The sequence below is a fragment of the Mesorhizobium alhagi CCNWXJ12-2 genome (genome assembly GCF_000236565.1).
Classification (GTDB): domain Bacteria; phylum Pseudomonadota; class Alphaproteobacteria; order Rhizobiales; family Rhizobiaceae; genus Allomesorhizobium; species Allomesorhizobium alhagi.
Window position 1 is genome coordinate 1 of record NZ_AHAM01000258.1, and the last position, 20,201, is coordinate 20,201.

The following is a 20,201-nucleotide window of genomic DNA, read 5'->3' on the forward strand; positions in this document are numbered from 1 at the left end:
ATCCGGCCAGCCAGGGCCGGCCATGGACCTGGCCATCCTTTCGCTTCACATAGCCGGCGCATCCTCGATCCTCGGCGCGATCAACTTCATCACCACCATCTTCAACATGCGCGCGCCGGGCATGACGCTGCACAAGATGCCGCTGTTCGCCTGGTCGGTGCTGATCACCGCCTTCCTCCTGCTGCTGTCGCTGCCGGTTCTGGCCGGCGCCATCACCATGCTGCTCACCGACCGCAATTTCGGCACCGCGTTCTTCGCGCCCGAAGGCGGCGGCGACCCGATCCTGTTCCAGCACCTGTTCTGGTTCTTCGGTCACCCCGAGGTCTACATCCTGATCCTGCCTGGCTTCGGCATCGTCAGCCACATCGTCTCGACCTTCTCGCGCAAGCCCATCTTCGGCTATCTCGGCATGGCCTACGCCATGGTGGCGATCGGCGCGGTCGGCTTCGTGGTCTGGGCCCACCACATGTACACGACCGGCCTGTCGCTCGACACGCAGCGCTACTTCGTGTTCGCGACCATGGTCATCGCGGTGCCGACCGGCGTGAAGATCTTCTCCTGGATCGCCACGATGTGGGGCGGCTCGATCTCCATGCGTACCCCGATGCTGTGGGCGATCGGCTTCATCTTCCTGTTCACGGTCGGCGGCGTTACCGGCGTGCAGCTCGCCAATGCCGGCCTCGACCGCTCCATGCACGACACCTACTACGTGGTCGCGCACTTCCATTACGTTCTGTCGCTGGGCGCCGTGTTCGCGATCTTCGCGGGCTGGTACTACTGGTTCCCGAAGATGACCGGCTACATGTATTCGCCGTTCATCGCCCGCTCGCACTTCTGGATCACGTTCATCGGCGTGAACCTGGTGTTCTTCCCGCAGCATTTCCTCGGCCTCGCCGGCATGCCGCGCCGCTACATCGACTATCCCGACGCCTTCGCCGGCTGGAACCTTGTGTCGTCCTACGGCTCCTATCTCTCCTTCTTCGGCGTCTTCGTGTTCCTCTACGGCGTCTTCGAGGCCTTCTCGAAGAAGCGCCTCGCCGGGGCAAATCCGTGGGGCGAGGGCGCAACGACGCTGGAATGGCAGCTTTCTTCGCCGCCGCCGTTCCACCAGTGGGAACAACTGCCGCGGATCAAGTAGGCGGCCTATACCGAAACCGCCGGCTCCTGGCGGGCGGTTTGCGGCAAACGGAATGAATGGACTTGAGTGCCAATGGCGCTGGTTGAAGACAACAGACTGGACGACGCCAGCTTCCGGATTTCGGAAGCGACGGCGGCCGACTATGTCGCGCTGTTGAAGCCGCGCGTGATGTCGCTCGTGGTCTTCACGGCCTTTGTCGGCCTGGTCGCGGCGCCGGTGATGCTCAATCCGCTGCTGGCAGTCATTGCGATCCTCGCCATCGCCATCGGCGCCGGCGCCTCTGGCGCCCTCAACATGTGGTATGACGCCGACATCGACGCCGTGATGACGCGCACCGCCAACCGGCCCGTGCCTTCGGGGCGCGTGCGGCCGGGCGAGGCACTGGCCTTCGGCCTCGTCCTTTCCGTACTTTCGGTGCTCACCCTCGGCGTACTGGTAAACTGGCTGTCGGCGGCGCTTCTGGCCTTCACCATCTTCTTCTACGTGGTCGTCTACACGATGTGGCTGAAGCGCTCGACGCCGCAGAACATCGTCATCGGCGGGGCCGCCGGCGCGTTTCCGCCGATGATCGGCTGGGCCGCCGCCACCGGGTCGGTCGGCCTCGAAAGCGTCATCCTGTTCCTCATCATCTTCCTGTGGACGCCGCCGCATTTCTGGGCGCTGGCGCTGTTCAAATGCGAGGATTATGGCCGCGCCGGCATCCCGATGATGCCGAACGTCGCCGGTGAAGCCTCGACCCGCCGCCAGATCTTCGCCTATACGCTGCTGGTCGCGCCCGTCGGCGTCCTGCCCTGGTTGTTCGGCTTCACCTCGGCCGGTTACGGCCTTGTCGCGGCCGCGCTCGGCGCCGGTTTCATCTGGTACGCCTGGAACGTGCTCGCCATGCCCGACGGCGACCGCGCCATGAAGCCCGCCAAGGCTATGTTCGCTTATTCGCTGCTCTATCTCTTCGGCATCTTCGCAGCCTACCTGGCCGACAGCGTGCTCGCGCGCGCCTTGGTCTTGCCGGGAGCCTGAGCCATGAAGGACGACGACTTGGTCACGATGACCGAAAAGCAGAAACGCGCCCGGCGCAGCCGCTCGATCGCGATCGGCGTGGCGCTCGCCGTGCTGGTGGTGCTTTTCTATTTCGCCACCATCGCCAAGTTCGGCCCGGCCATTCTCGACCGGCCGCTGTGAGGATGGCATGAGCGGCACAAAGGAAACAGTCGAGCGGGGAGCGCAGCGGTCCAACAAGGTCGTCGCCGGCGTTTGCCTCGCTTTCTTCGGCGGCATGATCGGCATGTCCTACGCCGCCGTGCCGCTTTACGCGATGTTCTGCCAGATGACCGGCTATGGCGGCACCACGCAGCGCGTCGAGCAATATTCCGACCGCGTTCTCGACCGCGAGATCACCGTGCGCTTCGACGCCAACACATCGAGCGTGCCATGGGATTTCAAGCCCGTCGCGCGGAACGTGACGATGAAGATCGGCGAGACGACGCAGGTCCACTATACCGCGAAGAACCTGTCCGGCCGCGCCACGTCCGGCCGCGCCACCTTCAACGTCACGCCCGAAATGGCCGGCGCCTACTTCAACAAGGTCGAGTGCTTCTGCTTCACCGACACGCCGCTGAAGCCCGGCGAGACGCTGGACATGCCTGTCGTGTTCTACGTCGATCCCGACATCGTCGACGTGCCGGAACTCAGGAACGTCAAGACGATTACGCTGTCCTACACATTCTTCCCCGTCGAAGGGGAAAAGCCGGTGGCCGCTGCGCCGCAGGTTCAGACCGAAACGACAAACGACAATACCGACGGAAAAGCCGGGGGCTGACATGGCAGACGCGCACGCTAAACCGCAACACGACTATCACATCATCGATCCGAGCCCGTGGCCGTTCCTCGGCTCGATCGGCGCGCTGATCATGGCAATCGGCGGCGTCGCCTGGATGCAGTATCTGAAGGGCGGCGATTTCCCGATCTTCGGCGTCAACATCGCCAATCCGTGGCTGTTCTTCATCGGCCTCGCCGTCGTGCTCTACACGATGTTCGGCTGGTGGTCGGACACCATCAAGGAAGCGCATGAGGGCCACCATACGCGGGTCGTCTCGCTGCACCTGCGCTACGGCATGATCATGTTCATCGCCTCCGAGGTGATGTTCTTCGTCGCCTGGTTCTGGGCCTTCTTCGACGCCAGCCTGTTCCCCGGCGAGGCCGCGCAGGTCGCGCGCACTGAATATACCGGCGGCGTGTGGCCGCCGCAGGGCATCGAGGTGCTCGATCCCTTCCACCTGCCGCTCTACAACACAGTGATCCTGCTGCTGTCGGGAACGACGGTGACCTGGGCCCACCACGCGCTCCTGCACGATGACCGCAAGGGCCTTGTCAACGGCCTGATCCTCACGGTGGCGCTCGGCGTTCTGTTCTCGATGGTGCAGGCCTACGAGTACATGCATGCGCCGTTCTCCTTCTCGGATTCGATCTACGGCGCAACCTTCTTCATGGCGACCGGCTTCCACGGCTTCCACGTGCTGGTCGGCACCATCTTCCTGTTGGTCTGCCTGCTGCGCGCGATGCGGGGCGACTTCACGCCGCAGCAGCATTTCGGCTTCGAGGCCGCCGCCTGGTACTGGCACTTCGTCGACGTGGTCTGGCTGTTCCTGTTCGCCTCGATCTATGTCTGGGGCTCGATGGGAGGCACCATCGCCCACGGCCATTGAGTGCATCGACAAGCTTGGGGGGCGGCCGCGGCGACGCGGCCGCCTTCTCTTTTTCGGCGCTAGAGCATGATCCCGAACCGAAGGTCAGCGAAGCAAAAAGTTGCAGACTTTTTCGGATAAGATCATGCGGCAACTAAAAATTAGAGCCCCATTCCGATTCGATCGGAATAGATTGGCTCTAGGGATGATCCGGCCATGCGTCAGCATCTTTCAGCCTTAGCCGCCGTCCTCGCCGCGTTGCTTTGGCGTCGCGGCTAAAGTTAGTCGTTTGGAGCAACATTCTCTTCAGAAATGCGCACTCACGGTCAATTACAGACTGTTACATCAGTTGAAGGCATTTTTAGCAACCATTCGGGGGCGAGACCTTTTTGCGGGCCCCACAGCTCATGAGCATGAGCTAATATAATGGAGAAGTAAAATGCCCAGAAAACTCATAGCCTACTCAGCAATCGCCATGGTTTTCGGACTTGGACTCGCGGGCCCGAGTTTCGCTCAGCCAGAAGGCGTGGCGGGAGCGGCCTCGGAAAGAGCCTCAGGTGCTGCAGGAAAAGCCGCAAAAGGCGTCACCGGCAGGGGCGGAGATTCGGCGGCAAACCAACGAGGCCAGAACCAGAACGTCGGCCGTGGCCAGGTTGCAGGTGACCAACAAGGCCGTCAGGCGGCAGGTCAGGCGAACTTCGGCAATCTCGTGTCGGCGCTGAACAACGTCAGTGCGCAGGTGCAGAATGTCGAAGCTCTTGAGAACGTGAACGTTGTCGACGTGGTGGATGCAAACAATGTCCTGTCGGGGAACAATGTCCAGGCCCTGAACAATGCGCTCAACAGGAACGATGTCGACATCAACGTGCTGCGGGACGCCATCAACAACAATGAGGTCCTGAATAACGCCCTTCAGAATGCCAACATCGCTGTCACCGACGTGGTCGCTGTTGAAGTGCTGAGCGGTGGCGACATCGTCGTCTTCACCCGGTAAATCCGCCGGCTGATCTGCAGACGGTGTAAAGAAAAAGCCGACCTTGCGGCCGGCTGAAATAGACGGGCTGGAGTTTGGGCATGGGGAAGCCCGTCGAGCCAATTCAAGAGCAGAGCGGGCGCTTCGCCGAATGTCGCGCCCGTTCGATCTACCCTGCAGGCCGCGCGGTTCTGCATGCTCGAATGGGTTCTCCAATGGCTCGAAACGACCGCTGCCCAGGATTCTGCGGTCACTCTCCCATCCCCGGGCGTCCCGAACGGGTCGGGAGCTGAAATTCAAACCGGGACACTACCCCTATCCCAGCGAAGCCGACAAGGAAGCTCCGCGCAAGTCCGCCGTCGGCGCCGGCGGCATGATCACGACCCACGGCCAGCGCAACGGCTATGGCTGGTGTGCATGGCTGATCCAGATGTTCGACTGGACAAATGGCTGTATTGCCGTAACGAACGAGGATGGCCGAGATATGGGAAATGGTTCCCAACGGCGCGCCGATCGAGATTAGACGATGAATGACGATAAGGCGATCTGGCCTCCCGTCGAGCCGATCGCGGCCGGCATCAAGGGCCGCTGCCCGCACTGCGGCGAAGGCCGGCTGTTCTCCGGCTTCCTGACGGTTGCGCCGCGCTGCGGCAATTGCGGCCTGGACAATTCTTTCGCCGACGCTGGCGACGGGCCGGCCGTCTTCGTCATCCTCATCATCGGCTTCATCGTCGTCGGGCTGGCGCTGTGGATGGAAGTTTCGGTAAACCCGCCGCTCTGGCTGCACTTCATGCTCTGGATTCCGCTTACGATCGTGCTCAGCCTCGCCGGACTTCGCATCGCCAAGGGCGTCCTGATCACGCTGCAATACCGCAACAAGGCCGCCGAAGGGCGGCTGGAGGGCAGGGAGTGACGCAGCGGGCCGATTCACGCTGGTCGGTAGTTCTGCTGCTGGCGGTTGCTGCCTTCGGCTTCGCCACGCTCGTGTCGCTTGGCGTCTGGCAGGTGCAGCGGCTCCAGTGGAAAGAGGCGCTGATCGCCGACATCGACCAGCGCATCGCTTCCGCGCCGAAACCCCTCGATGAAATCGAACGGCTTGCCCGTGCGGGCGGCGACGTCGATTATTGGCCGGTGGAAATTCGGGGGCAGTTCGTCCATTCCGGGGAAAGTTTCTTCCTGGCCACCCATGGCGGCCGGTCCGGCTGGTATGTTTATACCCCGCTGCAAATGGCCGATCGTCGCTTCGTCTTCGTCAATCGCGGATTTGTTCCCTATGACCGCAAGGACGCTTCAACGCGCGCGGAGGGCCAGGTTCAAGGCGAGACGGCCGTGCAAGGCCTGGCGCGCAGCGCACCGTCGCAAAAGCCGTCGTCGCTCGTGCCCGACAACGACCCCGCCGCCGGCGTATTCCACTGGAAGGATCTGGGGGCGATGGCGAAAAGCGCGGATTTACCGGCCGACGCCGAGGTGCTCCCCTTCTTTGTCGATGCCAACGCCGCGCCCAACCCGGGCGGCCTGCCGGTCGGCGGCGTCACCATCGTCCGCCTGCCCAACAGCCACCTGCAATATGCGGTCACCTGGTTCGGCCTGGCCCTCGCGCTCACCGGCGTGGTTGGAGTGTGGCTTTGGGGGCGGCGAAAGGCGGGGTGACGGCAAGGCAAACGTCTGCGCCGCAGCCAGCGGCATGTTATCCACCACGCAAATGCCGATCTGGTGTGCTACGAGACAACTTGCGCTTACAACTGGAAAATGGATAGTGCGACTATGGCGACAACAGACATACTGCGCAATGCAGACCTGTTTGGAGTTGGCTCCTACACGATACAGGAGGCCGCTCGCCTCCTTCGCACGCCTGCTATCAACATCTCCCGGTGGATGAAAGGTTACAGCTATCGTCGTGGAGGGCAAACATACACAAGCCCGCCGCTCTGGAAGACACAGTGGCCCGCTAATCACGAAGATCAGTTCGAACTCGGCTTTCGTGACCTCATCGAATTGCGTTTTGTAAAAGCCTTCACGGAAGCAGGAGTTGGCCTCCTCGCAATTCGCAATTGCTTGGATTTCGCTCGTGAATTGGTCGAAGACGATCATCCATTCTCGACGCGAAGATTTCGTACCGATGGAAAAACCGTCTTTTTGGAAAGCGCCAGCCAGGCCGCCGATGAAAAGGAAATGCTCGACCTCAAGCGCCGGCAATATGTCTTTGGTCAAGTAATCGAACGAACCTTCAAAGATCTCGACATTGAGGCAGATGCCGTTGCCCGCTGGCGTCCTTTCAATGGCAAGAATTCGATCGTGGTCGATCCACACCGTTCGTTTGGGCAGCCTATCGCTGCCGACTCGGGAGTCCCAACGATCGTTCTCGCGCAAGCTGTCGAGGCCGAAGGAAGTCAGGAGCGGGTCGCACGACTTTTCGAGGTCTCACTGGCGGCCGTGAGGGACGCAATACGCTTCGAAAGCACGCTTGGGACCGCGTGAAGGTCCTGATAGACGAAAACCTCCCTCCTGCGCTGGCAAAGGCGCTGCACGCACTTTTCAACGGAGACCATGAAGTGGTCCACCTGCGTGCCCGTTTCGGTCCGGGTGTCAGCGATCGTGAGTGGATTGAGGAGCTTAGTGCTGAGGGACTATGGATCGTCATCTCGGGCGATCGGCGGATCACCCGCAATCGTGTCGAATACGCGGCATTTCGGAAGTCCCGGCTCGTCGGTTTCTTTTTGTCAAAGGGCCTATACAAAGCTCCGCTCATCAAACAGATGGAGCGCATCTTGGCGCTGTGGGGTGCAATAGAAGCCCAATCCGGACTCGTAGCTGGCGGCGCTATGTTCCTGCTCCCAATGAAGAGCACCAAGCTTGAACAGCTTAAATAAGCCATCCGGTTCGAGAAAGTGACGATGCGCCGCCCTTGACAGGGATGGGTGGCAGACCTCATTTCGACGCCATGCCGAGCACCGGAACACCATGCTGAAGACATCCGTCAAATCGCCGCTGACCATCAGGCTCTGCCAGCCGCGCGGATTTTGCGCGGGCGTCGACCGCGCCATCCAGATCGTGGTCCTGGCGCTGAAGAAATACGGCGCGCCGGTCTACGTCCGCCATGAGATCGTACACAACCGCTATGTCGTCGAGGGCCTGCAGAATCTCGGCGCGGTGTTCATCGAGGAGCTCGACGAGATTCCGCCGGATCACAGGCATTGCCCGGTGGTGTTTTCCGCCCATGGCGTGCCGAAATCGGTGCCGGCCGACGCACAGGCGCGGCAGCTCTTCTATCTCGATGCGACCTGTCCGCTGGTCTCCAAGGTGCACAAGCAGGCAATGCGCCACCAGCGCCTCGGCCGCCACGTGCTCCTGATCGGCCATGCCGGTCACCCGGAGGTGATCGGCACGATGGGTCAGTTGCCGGAAGGCTCGGTGACGCTGATCGAGACCGACGCCGACGTGCAGGGTTTCGTTCCGCGGGACCCCTCGGCCTTGGGCTTCGTCACGCAGACCACGCTGTCGGTCGAGGACACTGCGGGCATCGTCCGGGCGCTGCAGGAGCGTTTTCCGCAGATGATGGCGCCGTCTGCCGAATCGATCTGCTACGCCACCACCAACCGCCAGGAGGCGGTGAAGGAAACCGCGCCCGGCGCCGATCTCTTCCTGATCGTCGGCGCGCCGAACTCCTCCAATTCCCGGCGGCTTGTCGAGGTGGCGGAACGCGCCGGCGCGAAAATGTCGCTTCTCGTGCAGCGCGCCTCCGAAATTCCGTGGGAAGAGATCGGCGAGATATCGACGCTGGGTCTCTCGGCGGGAGCATCGGCGCCGGAGATCATCGTCGACGAGATCATCGACGCCTTCCGCGCCCGCTTCGACGTTTCGGTCGAGCTTGCGGTGACGGCGACCGAAACGGAGAACTTCCCGGTCATGAGCGCCTTGCGTGACGTCGAACTGACGGCGGCGGACATGGCTTTCGTCAACGGGACCGCGTGATGGCGGTCTACACCGACGTTTCCGAGAGCGAGCTTGAAGCGTTCCTGGCGGAATACTCCGTCGGCCGGCTTCTGTCCTACAAGGGCATCGCCGAAGGTTCGGAAAACTCCAACTTTCTGCTCCACACGACGAGCGGCGCCTATATCCTGACGCTCTATGAAAAGCGCGTCGACAAATCGGACCTGCCGTTCTTCCTCGGGCTGATGGAGCACCTGGCGCGGAAGGGCATATCCTGCCCGCTGCCGGTGCACCGGAGCGACGGCAGCGTCACCGGCACGCTCGCCGGCCGCACGGCGGCGCTGATAACCTTCCTCGAGGGCATGTGGATGCGCCGCCCGACCGCCGCCCACTGCCGCGAAGTCGGCAAGGCGCTGGCCGGCATGCATCTTGCCGGAGCGGATTTTCCGCTGTCGCGCCCCAATGCGCTGCAGATCGACGGCTGGCGCAAATTGTGGGACGGCTCGCACGCCCGCGCCGACGAGGTCGAGCCTGGCCTTGCCGCTGAAGTGGATGCGGATTTCGCCGAACTCGGCGAGAAATGGCCAAAGGACCTGCCGGCCGGCGTCATCCATGCCGACCTCTTTCCCGACAATGTGTTCTTCCTCGGCGAGAAACTGTCCGGGCTGATCGACTTCTATTTCGCCTGCAACGATTTTTATGCCTACGACGTGGCGACCTGCCTCAACGCCTGGTGCTTCGAGAAGGATTTTTCCTTCAACCTGACCAAGGGCACGGCGCTGCTGGCCGGCTACCAGTCGGTGCGGCCGTTGACTTCGGCCGAAAAGGAAGCGCTGCCGATCCTGGCACGCGGTTCGGCGCTGCGCTTCATGCTGACCCGGCTCTATGACTGGCTCACTATCCCCGACGGCGCGCTGGTGCAGAAGCGCGACCCCATGGAATATATCCGCCGGCTGCGTTTTCACCGGCGGATCAAATCGCCTTCGGAATACGGACTGAGATGACAAAAAGCGTGGAAGTTTTTACCGACGGAGCCTGCTCGGGCAATCCCGGTCCGGGCGGCTGGGGCGCGATCCTGCGCTTCAACGGCGTCACCAAGGAACTGTCGGGCGGCGAGGCCAATACGACCAACAACCGCATGGAACTGATGGCGGCGATCTCGGCGTTGGGCGCGCTGAAGGAGCCCTGCGCGGTCGACCTCTACACCGACAGCAATTACGTCAAGGACGGCATCTCGGGCTGGATCGACGGCTGGAAGCGCAATGGCTGGAGGACGGCAGCCAAGCAGCCGGTGAAGAATGCCGAGCTATGGCAGGCGCTCGACGAGGCGCGCAAGCGCCACAAGGTTACTTGGCACTGGGTGCGCGGCCATGCCGGCCACCCCGAAAATGAACGTGCCGACGAACTCGCCCGGATGGGCATGGCGCCGTTCAAGCCGAAGAAGAAAAACCCGTTCGCCGAGCCGGCATCCGCGACATCTCCAATCACTCCTCGAAGGGTCGCCAAGCCAACCCGGCGATAGAGCGGGAACGGCTGGTTTTCCGGGCTTTTTTAGCCGGAAACAGTCGTGGCTCGGCGCGCGGAAGGATTTGTGAACAAATTCCGACCCTCAGCGGGGCGGGATAAGCGCCAAGCCGTTCCGATTATTGAATAATTTGGCTGTTGATCCCGGCTGCGATGCGGATTTTGTCCACATCCGAGGGATCGGCTATAGCTGTTCCAAAATCCTTGCAGCGCCGGTGTCCACGGCTCCTGGCTTGCTCTCAAGGTTGAGAACCGTGACCTTGCCGTCTTCGACGATCATCGAGAAGCGCCTTGCGCGCACACCCAGACCGCCGGCGCTCATATCGGCATCGAGGCCGGCCGCGCGGACGAAATCGCCATTGCCGTCGGCCAGAAAAAGCAGCTTGCCTTCCCCGCCGCTGAAGCGCGCCCATGCGCCCATCACAAAAGCGTCGTTGACTGCAACGACCGCGATCGTGTCGACGCCGCGCCCCAGGATTGCGTCGTGGTTTTCAAGATAGCCGGGCAGGTGATCGTTGCTGCAGGTGGGTGTAAACGCGCCGGGAACCCCGAAAAGCACCACCCTCTTGCCGGCGAAGATCTCGTCGGTGGTGATGTTTTTGGCGCCGTCGGCGGTCATGGTCTTGAAGGTCGCCTGCGGCAGCTTTTCACCGATTGAGATGGTCATCGCTCTTCCCTGGTCATGAATATGGAGGCCGGAGCACTACCCGACTATCGCGCCGACGGCAATGTGCCGGCGATCACATGAAGGGTATGCGCCCGCCGACCGCGCCGGCGTCGGTGACAAGCGTGTAGTGCAGCCCGTCGCCTGCGGGCACGCTGTCGGGGCGGGCGAGTATTTCCAGCGAAAACAAGGTCTTCCCTTCCTTTTCCACCCGCTCCGGCGTGCCGAACGCATAGCCATCGGCGCCAGCAAGGAAAAATTCCGCGGAGGCCGGATCGCCGGGGACCTTGGCCTCGACAATGAGTTTCGAGCCTTCCTCGCGGGCGGAACTCACGCCGAACTCCGGCTTTGCCGGCGCGGGCAGGGCGGCGAATGCCGCCTCGACGGCTGCCGTATCCTCCGGATTTTCAGCATCTCGTGCGGGGTCAAGCGTCAGCCTGGTCTGCGCCGGAATGCAGATGGTTTCGCACACCCCGAGAAACACATCGGCCTCGATGAGCGCTGCTTCCGCAGGTGATTTCAGCGTGAAAATAATCGGCAGGGCGACCGGCTCGTCGTAGCCCGCCCATTTGAAGCTGCCGTCATCATGGCGTTCGGGCGCTGGAAAGGCGAATTCGGCCGACGCGATGTTCTCGCTTGCCGAAACGTCGATCTGCGGTGGCACGCCGGCGTCGCCCGGATCGCGCCAATAGGTCTTCCAGCCGGGCAGGAGATCGACCTCCAGCATGCCCTTTAGCCGCCCGGCCTCGTCGGGCTGTCCCGCTGTTATCAGACGGATGCGCCCGCCCTGCGTCTCGAACCAGTCCGACGACGAGGCCAGCGCCGAGGACGGATTTGCTCCCAACAGAAGCGCAAGGAAGGCGAGGGCGATGTTTCGCATGTGGCCGATTTGAGCGCTTGATCAGGCTTTGGCAACTGGCAACCTTGCCACCAGGAGTCATTTTTTTGTGACAGAGCGGCCCAATTCGGCCGCACTTGAGCCTGGACCTATCTTTCAACCGCGCCGGAAACGCGATAGGTTTGCGGTATGGACCTACTGCGGCAGAAAAAAACCGCGGCAAAGCGCGGGTTTCTCGACGACCAGTTCCTGATTGCCATGCCCGGCATGAAGGACGACCGGTTCACGCGCTCGGTGATCTATGTCTGCGCGCACAGCGATGAAGGCGCCATGGGCCTGATCATCAACCAGGCGCAGCAGATGCTGTTTCCCGATCTGCTGGTGCAACTCGGAATTTTGGACGAGCAGGAGGCGATCCGCCTTCCGCCCCCGGCGCGCGACTTCGTCATTCGCAATGGCGGCCCGGTCGATCGCAGCCGCGGTTTCGTGCTGCATACGGGCGACTACAAGGTGGATTCCTCGCTGCCGGTTTCGGGCGACATCTGCCTGACGGCAACGGTCGACATATTGCGCGCCATTTCGCTCGGCCGCGGCCCCCGCCGCGCTCTGATGGCGCTCGGCTATTCCGGCTGGGGTGCGGGGCAACTCGAGCGGGAAATCGCCGACAATGGCTGGCTGACCTGCCCGGCCATTCCCGAATTCCTGTTCGACAGCGATATGGACCGGAAATACGATCGCATCCTGGCGTCGATCGGCGTCGACCTCGCCCATCTCAGCGTGACCGCGGGTCACGCCTGAGCGAGCGGGTACTGCTCTTTCAGCATCTTTAGAACGGCATCGGCTGGGATCGGCGCGCCGAACATGTAGCTCTGCACATATTCGCAGCCCATCTGGCGCAGTTCCAGCGCGTCGCTCTCGTCGGCGACGCCTTCGGCCACCACCGACATGCCGAGCTCATGCCCCATGCTGATCATCGATCTAAGCAGGACGGCCCGCTTGGGCGAGGCATCGTCGATGAAGCTTCTGTCGATCTTGATCGTATCGAATGGGAAGCGTGTCAGATAGGCGAGCGATGAGTAACCGGTGCCGAAATCGTCGAGCGACAGCCCGATGCCGAGCTTCTTCAGCTTCGACAGGACGTGCGCGCTCTGCTCCGGATTGTCCATGATCAGGGATTCGGTCAGTTCGAGCCGGAAGCAGCGCGCCTTCAGATTCGCCCGCGCGATCACCGAGCGCACGTCGCTGACGAGGTCGCGGCGGATGAGCTGCCGGCTGGATAGATTGACCGACACGGAGAGCGGCGCATCGCCGATCTGCTTCTGCCATCCCGCCAGATCATCGGCGGCGCGCTGCATGGCGAACAGGCCGAGCTGGACGATCAGCCCGCAGCTTTCCGCTACGGGAATGAAGTCGGATGGCGGGATCGAGCCGCGGCGCGGATGCTCCCAGCGCAGAAGCGCCTCGAAGCCGGCCACCGACCGGTCCTCCAGGCGCACGATCGGCTGGTAGGCGAGGGTGAATTCGCGGCGCTCGACAGCCCGGTGCAGGTCGGATTCGAGCTGCAGGCGATCAGTGCCGACCGAGCGGAAGGCGGGACGGAACGGCTCGATCCTGTCGCCGCCGAAGCGCTTGGCTTGATGCATCGCAAGCTCGGCGTCCTTGACCATGTCCTCGGCCGAAGCCTGCGCCGACGTCCAGGTGATGAGGCCGATGGACGCGGTGAGCACGATCTCGCGCTTGGCGAAGTTGATCGGAGTGCGGATCGCCTGCTTGATGCTTTCAGCGACGGCGGCGATGCGGGCGGGGTCCTGCTCCGAAAGAAGCATCAGCGCAAACTGGTCTCCGGCAAACCGCGACAGCGAATCCATGGGCTTGAGAAGCCGGTGCAGGCGGCGCGCTATGGTCAGGAGGATGGTGTCGCCAGCCGAAATGCCCAAGCCTTCATTGACCTGCTTGAAGCGGTCTATGTCGATCACGAATACGGTCGGGCGGACCTTCTCTTCCGTCTTGGCGATCGAGATGACCGCCTCTAGCCGGTTCATGAAAAGCTCGCGGTTGGGCAGGCCGGTCAGATTGTCGTGCACGGCGTCGTGCAGCAGGCGTTCTTCGGATTTCTTCTGCTCGGTCACGTCAACCAGCGTGCCGACGCAGCGGATGACCTCGCCGTCGGACCCGACGACGGGTCGGGCGCGGAGCGAAAACCAGTGATAATGGCCGTCGGCGCCGCGCAACCGGAAATTCTGCGCCACGCGTCCGCGCCGGTGCTCCAATACAACGTCGAGCGTGGTGCGGAAGCTGTCGCGATCATCGGCGTGCAGGACCGGCAGCCAGTTGCGGGCAGGGCCGCCGAGGCTGTTCGGTGTCAGGCCGAGCTGGATGCTGACATCGGGCCGCGTCACCACACGGTCGCGCAGCACGTCCCAGTCCCAGACGACATCGCCCGAGCCGGAGACGGCGAGCGCCTGCCGCTCCAGGTCGCTGAACAGACCCTGATGCAGCGCCCCGCCGGCGAAGGCGTGCTGGATGACGGTGAAGCCGATCAGCAGGATGATCAGGATAAGTCCGCCGCCCAGCGCCGGCTGGACGATGTCGTTGTCGAGCATGCCGGTGACGGTCATCCATGAGGCGGTGAGCCAGGTCAGCACCATGACCCAGCTCGGCACCAGCATGATGGCGCGGTCATAGCCTTGGAATCCGAGGAAGACGACGAGACCGAGCCCAGTCAGCGCGGTCGCTGCGAAGGACAGCCGCGCAATTCCCGCCGCCACGGCGGGGTCAATGATCGCCACGCCGGCCATCAGGAGCAGGCCAAAGATCCAGACGAACGCGCCGTAGCTGAAATGTCCATGCCAGCGGTTGAGGTTGAGATAGGCGAACAGGAACACCACGAAAGTCGCGGCCAGGCCGATCTCGGCGCCGGCGCGCCAGATCTGCTCGTTGCCTGGCGAAACCTCGATGACCTTGTTGAGGAAGCCGAAATCGACGCTGATATAGGCCAGCACCGCCCATGATAGCGCCGCCGTCGCCGGAAACATGGAGGTGCCCTTGACCACGAAAAGGATGGTCAGGAACAGCGCCAGGAGCCCGGCGATGCCGATGACGATGCCGCGGAACAGCGTATAGGAATTGACCGTGTCCTTGTAGGCTTCAGGTTCCCACAGGTAGACCTGCGGCAGCTTGGGCGAGGCGAGTTCGGCGATGAACGTCACCACCGCGCCGGGATCGAGCGTGATCTGGAACACGTCGGCGTCGGGGCTGGCCTGCCGGTCTAGCGCGAAACCCTCGCTGGGGGTGATGGCGGCGATGCGGCTGGAGCCGAGATCGGGCCAGAACATGCCCGAATCGACCAGCCGGAAATGCGGCGCGACGATCAGCCTGTCGAGCTGCTGGTCGGTGGTGTTGGCGAGCGCGAACACCGCCCAGTCGCCGGTCGAGCGTTCGTCATTCGCCTCGACTTCGATGCGCCGCACAATGCCGTCAGGCCCGGGCGCTGTCGAAACCTGGAAATTCTCGCCCTGATTCCGATAGATCTCGACCGCGCCGGACAGATCGAGCGCGATGTCGTCGCGCGCGATCTTGATCGGCTCGATCGCCGAAGCGGGAGAGAGGGCGAACAGCACCGCCAATGCCGCAACGGCAAACACCAGCAATGCGCCGCTCCTGAAGAAATTCGCCAAAATCAGCCCTTTGTTCGTCCGCCGAGCTGATCGTCCGCGATCAGGGCGTAGAGGTAATGGTCCTGCCAGATGCCGTTGATCCTGAGATAGGATCGCAAAAGTCCTTCACGCTGGAATCCGGCTTTTTCAAGCACGCGGATCGAGCGCTTGTTATCGGGGATACAGGCCGCCTCGATCCGGTGCAACCTCATCGTTTCGAAGGCGAAGCGAGACACCAGCCTAAGCGCTTCGAGCATGTAGCCCCTGCCGGCGAACTGCTCGCCGATCCAATAGCCGATCTGGCCGGATTGCGCGACGCCATGGCGGATATTGGCGAGCGTAATGCCGCCGACGAGCTTGCCCGAGCCGGTCTCGAAGATGAAGAAGGCGACGGCCGATCCCTGCGCGAAATCCGCCCGGTAACGCCCGAGCCGCTGCCGCCACGCGCCGCGCTCGAGTTCGTCGGCAGGCCAGCGCGGCTCCCAAGGCTCAAGGAAGCGCCGGCTTGCCGCGCGCAAGGCGGACCATTCGCGGTAATCCGCCGCGACCGGCATTCGGAGCACGACGCGCTCGCCTTTCAGCGCCGGATATTCACGGCGGAAAAAGGGAAGCGAAAACATTGCTTGCGCGGAAAGTCAGACCGCGAGTTTGCGGATACCGGGATCGGTTCCGGTAAGCGCCTCGCGGATTGCCTCATAGGGCGCCAGCGTGCCGACCGGCCCAACCGCGGTGACGGTCGGCTTGGTCGAAAACAGCCGCGACGACAGATCGCTCAGCCGCTCGATCGTGAGTGCCGAAAGCCGTTCCATGAGTTCGTCCTTGCCAATCGGCCGACCGAAAAGCAGCATCTGGCGGGCGATTTGCGAGGCGCGGCTGGCAGGACTCTCGGCCGACATGATCAGGCCGGCGCGGTATTGCGCGCGAGCCCGGTCGAGTTCTTCCTGCAGGATCTCGTCGCCGGACTTCTGCAGTTCCGAAATGATCACGGGAACCAGTTCGGCTATGTCGCTCTGGCCAGTGGCGGCATGGATGCCGAAAATGCCTGTGTCAGAAAATCCCCAGTGGAAGGCGTAGACCGAATAGCAGAGGCCGCGTCTTTCGCGCACTTCCTGGAAGAGCCGCGAAGACATGCCGCCGCCGAGGATCATCGACAGCACCTGCGAGGCGTAGAAGTCGCGCACATGGTAGGCGCGGCCTTCGAAGCCGAGCACGATCTGCGCGTCCATGAGGTCGCGCTGCTCGCGAAAATCTCCGCCGACATACTGCGCATATTGCGGCATCACGCTGTCGGACTTCGATCGGAAGGTGCCGAGCCGCTTCTCGACTTCACGCACGAACACGTCGTGCTTGATGTCGCCAGCCGCCACCACGACCATGTCGTCGGCGCCGTATTGCCGCTCCATGAAGGCGTGAAGCTGGGCGGAAGTGAAGGATTTGACGGTTTCCGGAGTGCCGAGGATGGAGCGGCCGATGGTCTGGTGGCGGTAGGCCGTCTCAGTGAAGCGGTCGAACACGACGTCGTCCGGGGTGTCGTGAGCGGCGCCAATCTCCTGCAGGATCACATGCTGCTCGCGCTCTAGCTCGTCCGGATCGAATTCGGAATCCTGGAGGATGTCGGCAAGAAGATCGATGGCGAGAGGTGCGTCGTCCGAGAGCACTCGGGCGTAGAAGGATGTCGTCTCGACGCTGGTGGCGGCATTGATTTCGCCGCCGACATCCTCGATTTGCGAAGCGATCTCGAAGGCGCTTCTCGTGCTGGTCCCCTTGAACGCCATGTGTTCGAGGAGGTGGGCCATTCCATGTTCGTCATCGCGTTCGTTGCGGGCCCCGGATTTGACCCACACGCCCAATGCGACGGACTCGATGCTTGGAAGGGTTTCGGTGGCGACTGTCAGGCCGTTCGACAGACGGCTTACCTCAACACCCATATAGATACTCCCTAACGCGCCGCCCGAGTGAGACGGCCAATGTGATCTTCCACCATTTTCAAGTCGGATGGCAACACCGTGTACTTTTCCTCGCGCTCCATCAGCCCCGAGAGCCATTCCGGCAGCTCGGGCGTGACACCACAGGCTTCCTCGACGGCGGACGGAAACTTTGCCGGATGCGCGGTCCCCAGGACGATCATAGGCACATCGCCTGCCGCATGCAAATTGGCGACATTCATGGCGGTCGCGGTGTGCGGATCGAGCAGATAGCCGCTGCCGGCGAGCGTGGCCCGGATCGTCGCGGCGGCCTCGGCCATCGAGGCACGGCCGGCGTCGAACTCGGCGCGTATCGATGCCAGCGCCGCTTCTTCTATCGTGAAGCCGCCGGACTGTTTCAGACTGCCCATGTAGCGCCGGACCGTAGCCGGATCACGGCCGGACGCTTCGAACAGCAGCCGTTCGAAGTTCGACGAGACCTGGATGTCCATCGACGGCGAGGTGGTCGCGACGACGCCGCCCATCCGGTATTCGCCGGTTTCGAGCGTGCGGGCGAGGATGTCGTTGTCGTTGGTGGCGATCACCAGGCGCTCGATCGGAAGCCCCATGCGCTTTGCGGCATAGCCGGCGAAGATATCGCCGAAATTGCCGGTCGGCACCGTGAAGGAGACCGGCCGGTCCGGTGCGCCGAGCGACAGCGCCGTGGAGAAATAATAGACGATCTGGGCCATGATGCGGGCCCAGTTGATCGAGTTGACGGCCGACAGTGAAACGCGGTCGCGAAAACCGTGATCGTTGAACATGTCTTTGACCAGGTTTTGGCAGTCGTCGAAATTGCCTTCGATGGCGAGCGCATGGACGTTCGCGGCCGTCGACGTCGTCATCTGCCGCTGCTGCACGGGCGAGACGCGCCCATGCGGGAACAGCACGAACATGTCGGTGCGGTCGCGCCCAGCGAAGGCGTCGATGGCCGCACCGCCGGTGTCACCGGAGGTGGCAGCGCCGATCGTGGCGCGCTGGCCGCGCTCGGCAAGTACATGGTCCATCAGCCGCGCCAGAAGCTGCATGGCGATGTCCTTGAAGGCCAGCGTCGGCCCGTGGAAAAGCTCCAGAACGAAGACGTTCGGGCCTGTCTGGACCAACGGGCAGATCGCCTCGTGGCGGAACGTGGCGTAGGCCTCGCGGACGATTTTCGCGAACGTTGCCTCCGGGATTTCGCCGCCGAGGAACGGGGTGAGCAGCCGGATCGCCAGGTCGGGATAGGCAAGGCCGCGCATGGCGCGGATCTCGGCCTGGGTGAACTGCGGCCATTGGTCGGGGACGTAGAGCCCGCCGTCGCGCGCCAGCCCGGCAAGCACGGTGTCCGAAAAGCCGAGTGCGGGCGCTTCCCCGCGGGTGCTGACATAGCGCATCGTCATCCGTCCATTGTGGTGACCGCCAGACGCCGGGCGGCAAGCCTGTGAAAATCCGCGCCCGTCAGTCGCATTTTTGCCGCGCGGTTGCTATAGACGGCCTGCGTTTTGAAGGGGATGTGCGGCATATGGAGTTTCGATTGAACAATAGTCGCTTTATCAAGGGGTTCGCAGTTTTCGGCTTTATCCTTGCCGCCGCCGGTTGCCAATCGGGCGACAGCGGCAACGTTCTGAACGTCGGGGGCGACAATGCGGCCGCGGCCGAGCCGAAAGTGCTCGAAAGCGAATTGCGCGCCTATTGCCCGCCGGTGAAGCTGCGCGAAGGTACCGCCTATTTCAATACCTACGCCAAGGGCGGCCAGGACGATCCGACGAAGGTGCTGTACCAGGCCTCCCTCACGGATGTGACCCGGACCTGCAGCAACAGGGGCGGAACCATGACCATGAATGTAGCGGTCGCCGGCAAGGTCGTCCCGGGCCCAGCCGGCGCGCCGGGCAACGTCACCATGCCGATCCGCGTCGCGGTCGTTCGCGGCGACGAAGTGCTTTACTCGCAACTGCACAAATACCAGGTCGCGGTCGGCGACGCCTCCGCCGCTACGCAGTTCGTGTTCAACGACCAGAACGTCAGCTTCCCGGCCCCGCAGGGAACGGATGTGCAGGTGTTCGCCGGTTATGACGAAGGCCCGCCGAAGAAACAGCAGTAAGCGGCCTTTCGACATTTCTACTCTGGCGGGCATCGACGCAGGTTACGCGTCCGACCATTCCGACAGCGCCAGGAGTACGCTGCGGAAATCCGCCCAGCGGCGGATGACGGTCTCGGCGCCGGCTTCGGTCAGCACATCGGCGTGGCCAGGGTAGCTGTGCGCCGCGCCGGTAAAGCCGATGACGCGCATGCCGGCGGCCTTGGCGCCGGCTATGCCATGGACCGAATCCTCGATGACGAAAGTGTTCGCCGGGTCGGCTTCCATCGAAGCCGCGGCGTGCAGGAATACGTCCGGCGCCGGCTTCGGCTTCATCACTTCCTTGCCGCATGAGGAGAAGACGCTCTCCTTGAAGAGCGGCAAGAGCATCGTCTTCGTCAGCATGATGTCGAGCCGTTCGGGCTTCGAATTGGAACAGATGCAGCGCTTGCCCGAAACCGCGGCGACCGCCTCGCGCGCGCCCTCTACAATACGCACCTCGGCCTGAAGGCGGCGGTCGACCAGTTCCTCCGCGCGGCCGATCAGCGATGCCTGGAACGGGATCTGCGACTGCTCCTCGATGCGCAGCATGATGTCCTTGAAGGTCAGCCCGGCATAGACCTCCGACAGTTCTTCGCCGGAGATTTCGTAACCGGCTTCGGTCAGAAGCTCGGCTTCGACACGCGCGGCGATGACTTCCGAATCGACTAGAACGCCGTCGCAATCGAAAATAACGAGATCAGGCTGGGTCATGGCAATCCGAAAAAATAGGGGGGA

At 62.8% G+C, this 20,201-nt stretch carries 23 protein-coding genes; 16 read left to right on the forward strand and 7 right to left on the reverse strand.

What is annotated here, in order from left to right; genetic code table 11:
• The 14 genes from MAXJ12_RS27300 to rnhA all read left to right on the forward strand — a co-directional run.
• Nucleotides 1–1,138 (forward strand): cbb3-type cytochrome c oxidase subunit I (locus tag MAXJ12_RS27300; RefSeq protein WP_008839346.1); only part of this gene is annotated, 1,138 nt, incomplete at its 5' end.
• A gap of 72 nt (nucleotides 1,139–1,210) precedes the next feature.
• Nucleotides 1,211–2,155: a heme o synthase gene (locus MAXJ12_RS27305; protein ID WP_008839347.1), complete on the forward strand. Its 945-nt coding sequence runs from the start codon at nucleotides 1,211–1,213 to the stop codon at nucleotides 2,153–2,155.
• Between the two features lie 3 nt (nucleotides 2,156–2,158).
• Nucleotides 2,159–2,317, forward strand: a complete 159-nt coding sequence (locus tag MAXJ12_RS38330; RefSeq protein WP_008839348.1) for a hypothetical protein — start codon at nucleotides 2,159–2,161, stop codon at nucleotides 2,315–2,317.
• Nucleotides 2,318–2,324: 7 nt separating this feature from the next.
• Nucleotides 2,325–2,954 (forward strand): cytochrome c oxidase assembly protein, encoded by a 630-nt coding sequence (locus MAXJ12_RS27315; RefSeq protein ID WP_008839349.1) that lies wholly within the window; start codon nucleotides 2,325–2,327, stop codon nucleotides 2,952–2,954.
• Between the two features lies 1 nt (nucleotide 2,955).
• Entirely contained in the window at nucleotides 2,956–3,840 is an 885-nt protein-coding gene (locus tag MAXJ12_RS27320) for a cytochrome c oxidase subunit 3 (RefSeq protein ID WP_008839350.1), read from the forward strand.
• Between the two features lie 418 nt (nucleotides 3,841–4,258).
• Nucleotides 4,259–4,813 carry a hypothetical protein gene (locus tag MAXJ12_RS27325; RefSeq protein ID WP_008839351.1) on the forward strand — a complete coding sequence of 185 codons (555 nt, stop codon included), beginning with the start codon at nucleotides 4,259–4,261 and terminating at the stop codon, nucleotides 4,811–4,813.
• A 352-nt stretch (nucleotides 4,814–5,165) separates the two neighbouring features.
• On the forward strand, nucleotides 5,166–5,315 hold the full coding sequence (locus MAXJ12_RS37850; RefSeq protein ID WP_157999671.1) for a hypothetical protein: 150 nt from the start codon (nucleotides 5,166–5,168) through the stop codon (nucleotides 5,313–5,315).
• Nucleotides 5,316–5,318: 3 nt separating this feature from the next.
• A complete protein-coding gene (locus MAXJ12_RS27330; RefSeq protein WP_008839352.1) occupies nucleotides 5,319–5,705 on the forward strand; it encodes a DUF983 domain-containing protein in 387 nt (128 codons plus the stop codon).
• Nucleotides 5,702–6,442, forward strand: coding sequence for an SURF1 family protein (locus MAXJ12_RS27335; protein WP_008839353.1), 741 nt, complete (start codon nucleotides 5,702–5,704; stop codon nucleotides 6,440–6,442). The genes MAXJ12_RS27330 and MAXJ12_RS27335 overlap by 4 nt, the downstream gene beginning before the upstream one ends.
• Nucleotides 6,443–6,556: 114 nt before the next feature.
• Nucleotides 6,557–7,270: a DUF433 domain-containing protein gene (locus MAXJ12_RS27340; protein ID WP_008839354.1), complete on the forward strand. Its 714-nt coding sequence runs from the start codon at nucleotides 6,557–6,559 to the stop codon at nucleotides 7,268–7,270.
• Nucleotides 7,267–7,662 (forward strand): DUF5615 family PIN-like protein, encoded by a 396-nt coding sequence (locus MAXJ12_RS27345; protein WP_008839355.1) that lies wholly within the window; start codon nucleotides 7,267–7,269, stop codon nucleotides 7,660–7,662. Before MAXJ12_RS27340 ends, MAXJ12_RS27345 begins: the two co-directional genes overlap by 4 nt.
• Before the next feature lie 91 nt (nucleotides 7,663–7,753).
• The gene (ispH, locus tag MAXJ12_RS27350) at nucleotides 7,754–8,764 is read left to right on the forward strand and encodes a 4-hydroxy-3-methylbut-2-enyl diphosphate reductase (RefSeq protein ID WP_008839356.1); all 1,011 of its coding nucleotides are present in this window, start codon (nucleotides 7,754–7,756) and stop codon (nucleotides 8,762–8,764) included.
• Nucleotides 8,764–9,726: a homoserine kinase gene (locus MAXJ12_RS27355; protein ID WP_008839357.1), complete on the forward strand. Its 963-nt coding sequence runs from the start codon at nucleotides 8,764–8,766 to the stop codon at nucleotides 9,724–9,726. Before ispH ends, MAXJ12_RS27355 begins: the two co-directional genes overlap by 1 nt.
• Nucleotides 9,723–10,244 (forward strand): ribonuclease HI, encoded by a 522-nt coding sequence (gene rnhA, locus MAXJ12_RS27360; RefSeq protein WP_008839358.1) that lies wholly within the window; start codon nucleotides 9,723–9,725, stop codon nucleotides 10,242–10,244. Before MAXJ12_RS27355 ends, rnhA begins: the two co-directional genes overlap by 4 nt.
• A 186-nt stretch (nucleotides 10,245–10,430) precedes the next feature.
• Here rnhA and MAXJ12_RS27365 read toward each other — a convergent pair whose 3' ends face one another.
• Complete coding sequence (locus tag MAXJ12_RS27365; RefSeq protein WP_008839359.1) at nucleotides 10,431–10,913, reverse strand: peroxiredoxin; 483 nt, start codon at nucleotides 10,911–10,913, stop codon at nucleotides 10,431–10,433.
• A 73-nt stretch (nucleotides 10,914–10,986) separates the two neighbouring features.
• On the reverse strand, nucleotides 10,987–11,790 hold the full coding sequence (locus MAXJ12_RS27370; protein ID WP_008839360.1) for a protein-disulfide reductase DsbD domain-containing protein: 804 nt from the start codon (nucleotides 11,788–11,790) through the stop codon (nucleotides 10,987–10,989).
• A 147-nt stretch (nucleotides 11,791–11,937) separates the two neighbouring features.
• Here MAXJ12_RS27370 and MAXJ12_RS27375 point away from each other — a divergent pair, with 147 nt between their 5' ends.
• Nucleotides 11,938–12,546, forward strand: a complete 609-nt coding sequence (locus MAXJ12_RS27375) for a YqgE/AlgH family protein (protein ID WP_008839361.1) — start codon at nucleotides 11,938–11,940, stop codon at nucleotides 12,544–12,546.
• Here the strand turns inward: MAXJ12_RS27375 and MAXJ12_RS27380 are convergent.
• From MAXJ12_RS27380 to thrC, 4 genes are read right to left on the reverse strand one after another with little or no spacing between them, the layout of a single operon-like run.
• Entirely contained in the window at nucleotides 12,537–15,425 is a 2,889-nt protein-coding gene (locus MAXJ12_RS27380) for an EAL domain-containing protein (RefSeq protein ID WP_008839362.1), read from the reverse strand. The two genes, MAXJ12_RS27375 and MAXJ12_RS27380, sit on opposite strands and share 10 nt — an antisense overlap.
• A gap of 2 nt (nucleotides 15,426–15,427) precedes the next feature.
• Nucleotides 15,428–16,024, reverse strand: a complete 597-nt coding sequence (locus tag MAXJ12_RS27385; protein ID WP_008839363.1) for a GNAT family N-acetyltransferase — start codon at nucleotides 16,022–16,024, stop codon at nucleotides 15,428–15,430.
• Between the two features lie 15 nt (nucleotides 16,025–16,039).
• Nucleotides 16,040–17,332 (reverse strand): M16 family metallopeptidase, encoded by a 1,293-nt coding sequence (locus tag MAXJ12_RS27390; RefSeq protein WP_008839364.1) that lies wholly within the window; start codon nucleotides 17,330–17,332, stop codon nucleotides 16,040–16,042.
• Between the two features lie 11 nt (nucleotides 17,333–17,343).
• Nucleotides 17,344–18,741 carry a threonine synthase gene (gene thrC, locus MAXJ12_RS27395; RefSeq protein ID WP_008839365.1) on the reverse strand — a complete coding sequence of 466 codons (1,398 nt, stop codon included), beginning with the start codon at nucleotides 18,739–18,741 and terminating at the stop codon, nucleotides 17,344–17,346.
• A gap of 128 nt (nucleotides 18,742–18,869) precedes the next feature.
• Between thrC and MAXJ12_RS27400 the strand changes: the two genes are divergently transcribed.
• Complete coding sequence (locus tag MAXJ12_RS27400; protein ID WP_008839367.1) at nucleotides 18,870–19,448, forward strand: hypothetical protein; 579 nt, start codon at nucleotides 18,870–18,872, stop codon at nucleotides 19,446–19,448.
• 42 nt (nucleotides 19,449–19,490) lie between these two features.
• Here the strand turns inward: MAXJ12_RS27400 and MAXJ12_RS27405 are convergent, their stop codons facing one another.
• Complete coding sequence (locus MAXJ12_RS27405) at nucleotides 19,491–20,177, reverse strand: HAD family hydrolase (RefSeq protein WP_008839368.1); 687 nt, start codon at nucleotides 20,175–20,177, stop codon at nucleotides 19,491–19,493.
• Between the last annotated feature and the right edge of the window lie 24 nt (nucleotides 20,178–20,201).

Bases quoted from the DNA above. Each gene is read 5' to 3' on its own strand.
- MAXJ12_RS27305 (WP_008839347.1), top strand. From the start codon at position 1,211: ATGGCGCTGGTTGAAGACAACAGACTGGACGACGCCAGCTTCCGGATT.
- MAXJ12_RS38330 (WP_008839348.1), top strand. From the start codon at position 2,159: ATGAAGGACGACGACTTGGTCACGATGACCGAAAAGCAGAAACGCGCC.
- MAXJ12_RS27315 (WP_008839349.1), top strand. From the start codon at position 2,325: ATGAGCGGCACAAAGGAAACAGTCGAGCGGGGAGCGCAGCGGTCCAAC.
- MAXJ12_RS27320 (WP_008839350.1), top strand. From the start codon at position 2,956: ATGGCAGACGCGCACGCTAAACCGCAACACGACTATCACATCATCGAT.
- MAXJ12_RS27325 (WP_008839351.1), top strand. From the start codon at position 4,259: ATGCCCAGAAAACTCATAGCCTACTCAGCAATCGCCATGGTTTTCGGA.
- MAXJ12_RS37850 (WP_157999671.1), top strand. From the start codon at position 5,166: ATGATCACGACCCACGGCCAGCGCAACGGCTATGGCTGGTGTGCATGG.
- MAXJ12_RS27330 (WP_008839352.1), top strand. From the start codon at position 5,319: ATGAATGACGATAAGGCGATCTGGCCTCCCGTCGAGCCGATCGCGGCC.
- MAXJ12_RS27340 (WP_008839354.1), top strand. From the start codon at position 6,557: ATGGCGACAACAGACATACTGCGCAATGCAGACCTGTTTGGAGTTGGC.
- ispH (WP_008839356.1), top strand. From the start codon at position 7,754: ATGCTGAAGACATCCGTCAAATCGCCGCTGACCATCAGGCTCTGCCAG.
- MAXJ12_RS27355 (WP_008839357.1), top strand. From the start codon at position 8,764: ATGGCGGTCTACACCGACGTTTCCGAGAGCGAGCTTGAAGCGTTCCTG.
- rnhA (WP_008839358.1), top strand. From the start codon at position 9,723: ATGACAAAAAGCGTGGAAGTTTTTACCGACGGAGCCTGCTCGGGCAAT.
- MAXJ12_RS27365 (WP_008839359.1), bottom strand. From the start codon at position 10,913: ATGACCATCTCAATCGGTGAAAAGCTGCCGCAGGCGACCTTCAAGACC.
- MAXJ12_RS27370 (WP_008839360.1), bottom strand. From the start codon at position 11,790: ATGCGAAACATCGCCCTCGCCTTCCTTGCGCTTCTGTTGGGAGCAAAT.
- MAXJ12_RS27375 (WP_008839361.1), top strand. From the start codon at position 11,938: ATGGACCTACTGCGGCAGAAAAAAACCGCGGCAAAGCGCGGGTTTCTC.
- MAXJ12_RS27385 (WP_008839363.1), bottom strand. From the start codon at position 16,024: ATGTTTTCGCTTCCCTTTTTCCGCCGTGAATATCCGGCGCTGAAAGGC.
- MAXJ12_RS27390 (WP_008839364.1), bottom strand. From the start codon at position 17,332: ATGGGTGTTGAGGTAAGCCGTCTGTCGAACGGCCTGACAGTCGCCACC.
- thrC (WP_008839365.1), bottom strand. From the start codon at position 18,741: ATGCGCTATGTCAGCACCCGCGGGGAAGCGCCCGCACTCGGCTTTTCG.
- MAXJ12_RS27400 (WP_008839367.1), top strand. From the start codon at position 18,870: ATGGAGTTTCGATTGAACAATAGTCGCTTTATCAAGGGGTTCGCAGTT.
- MAXJ12_RS27405 (WP_008839368.1), bottom strand. From the start codon at position 20,177: ATGACCCAGCCTGATCTCGTTATTTTCGATTGCGACGGCGTTCTAGTC.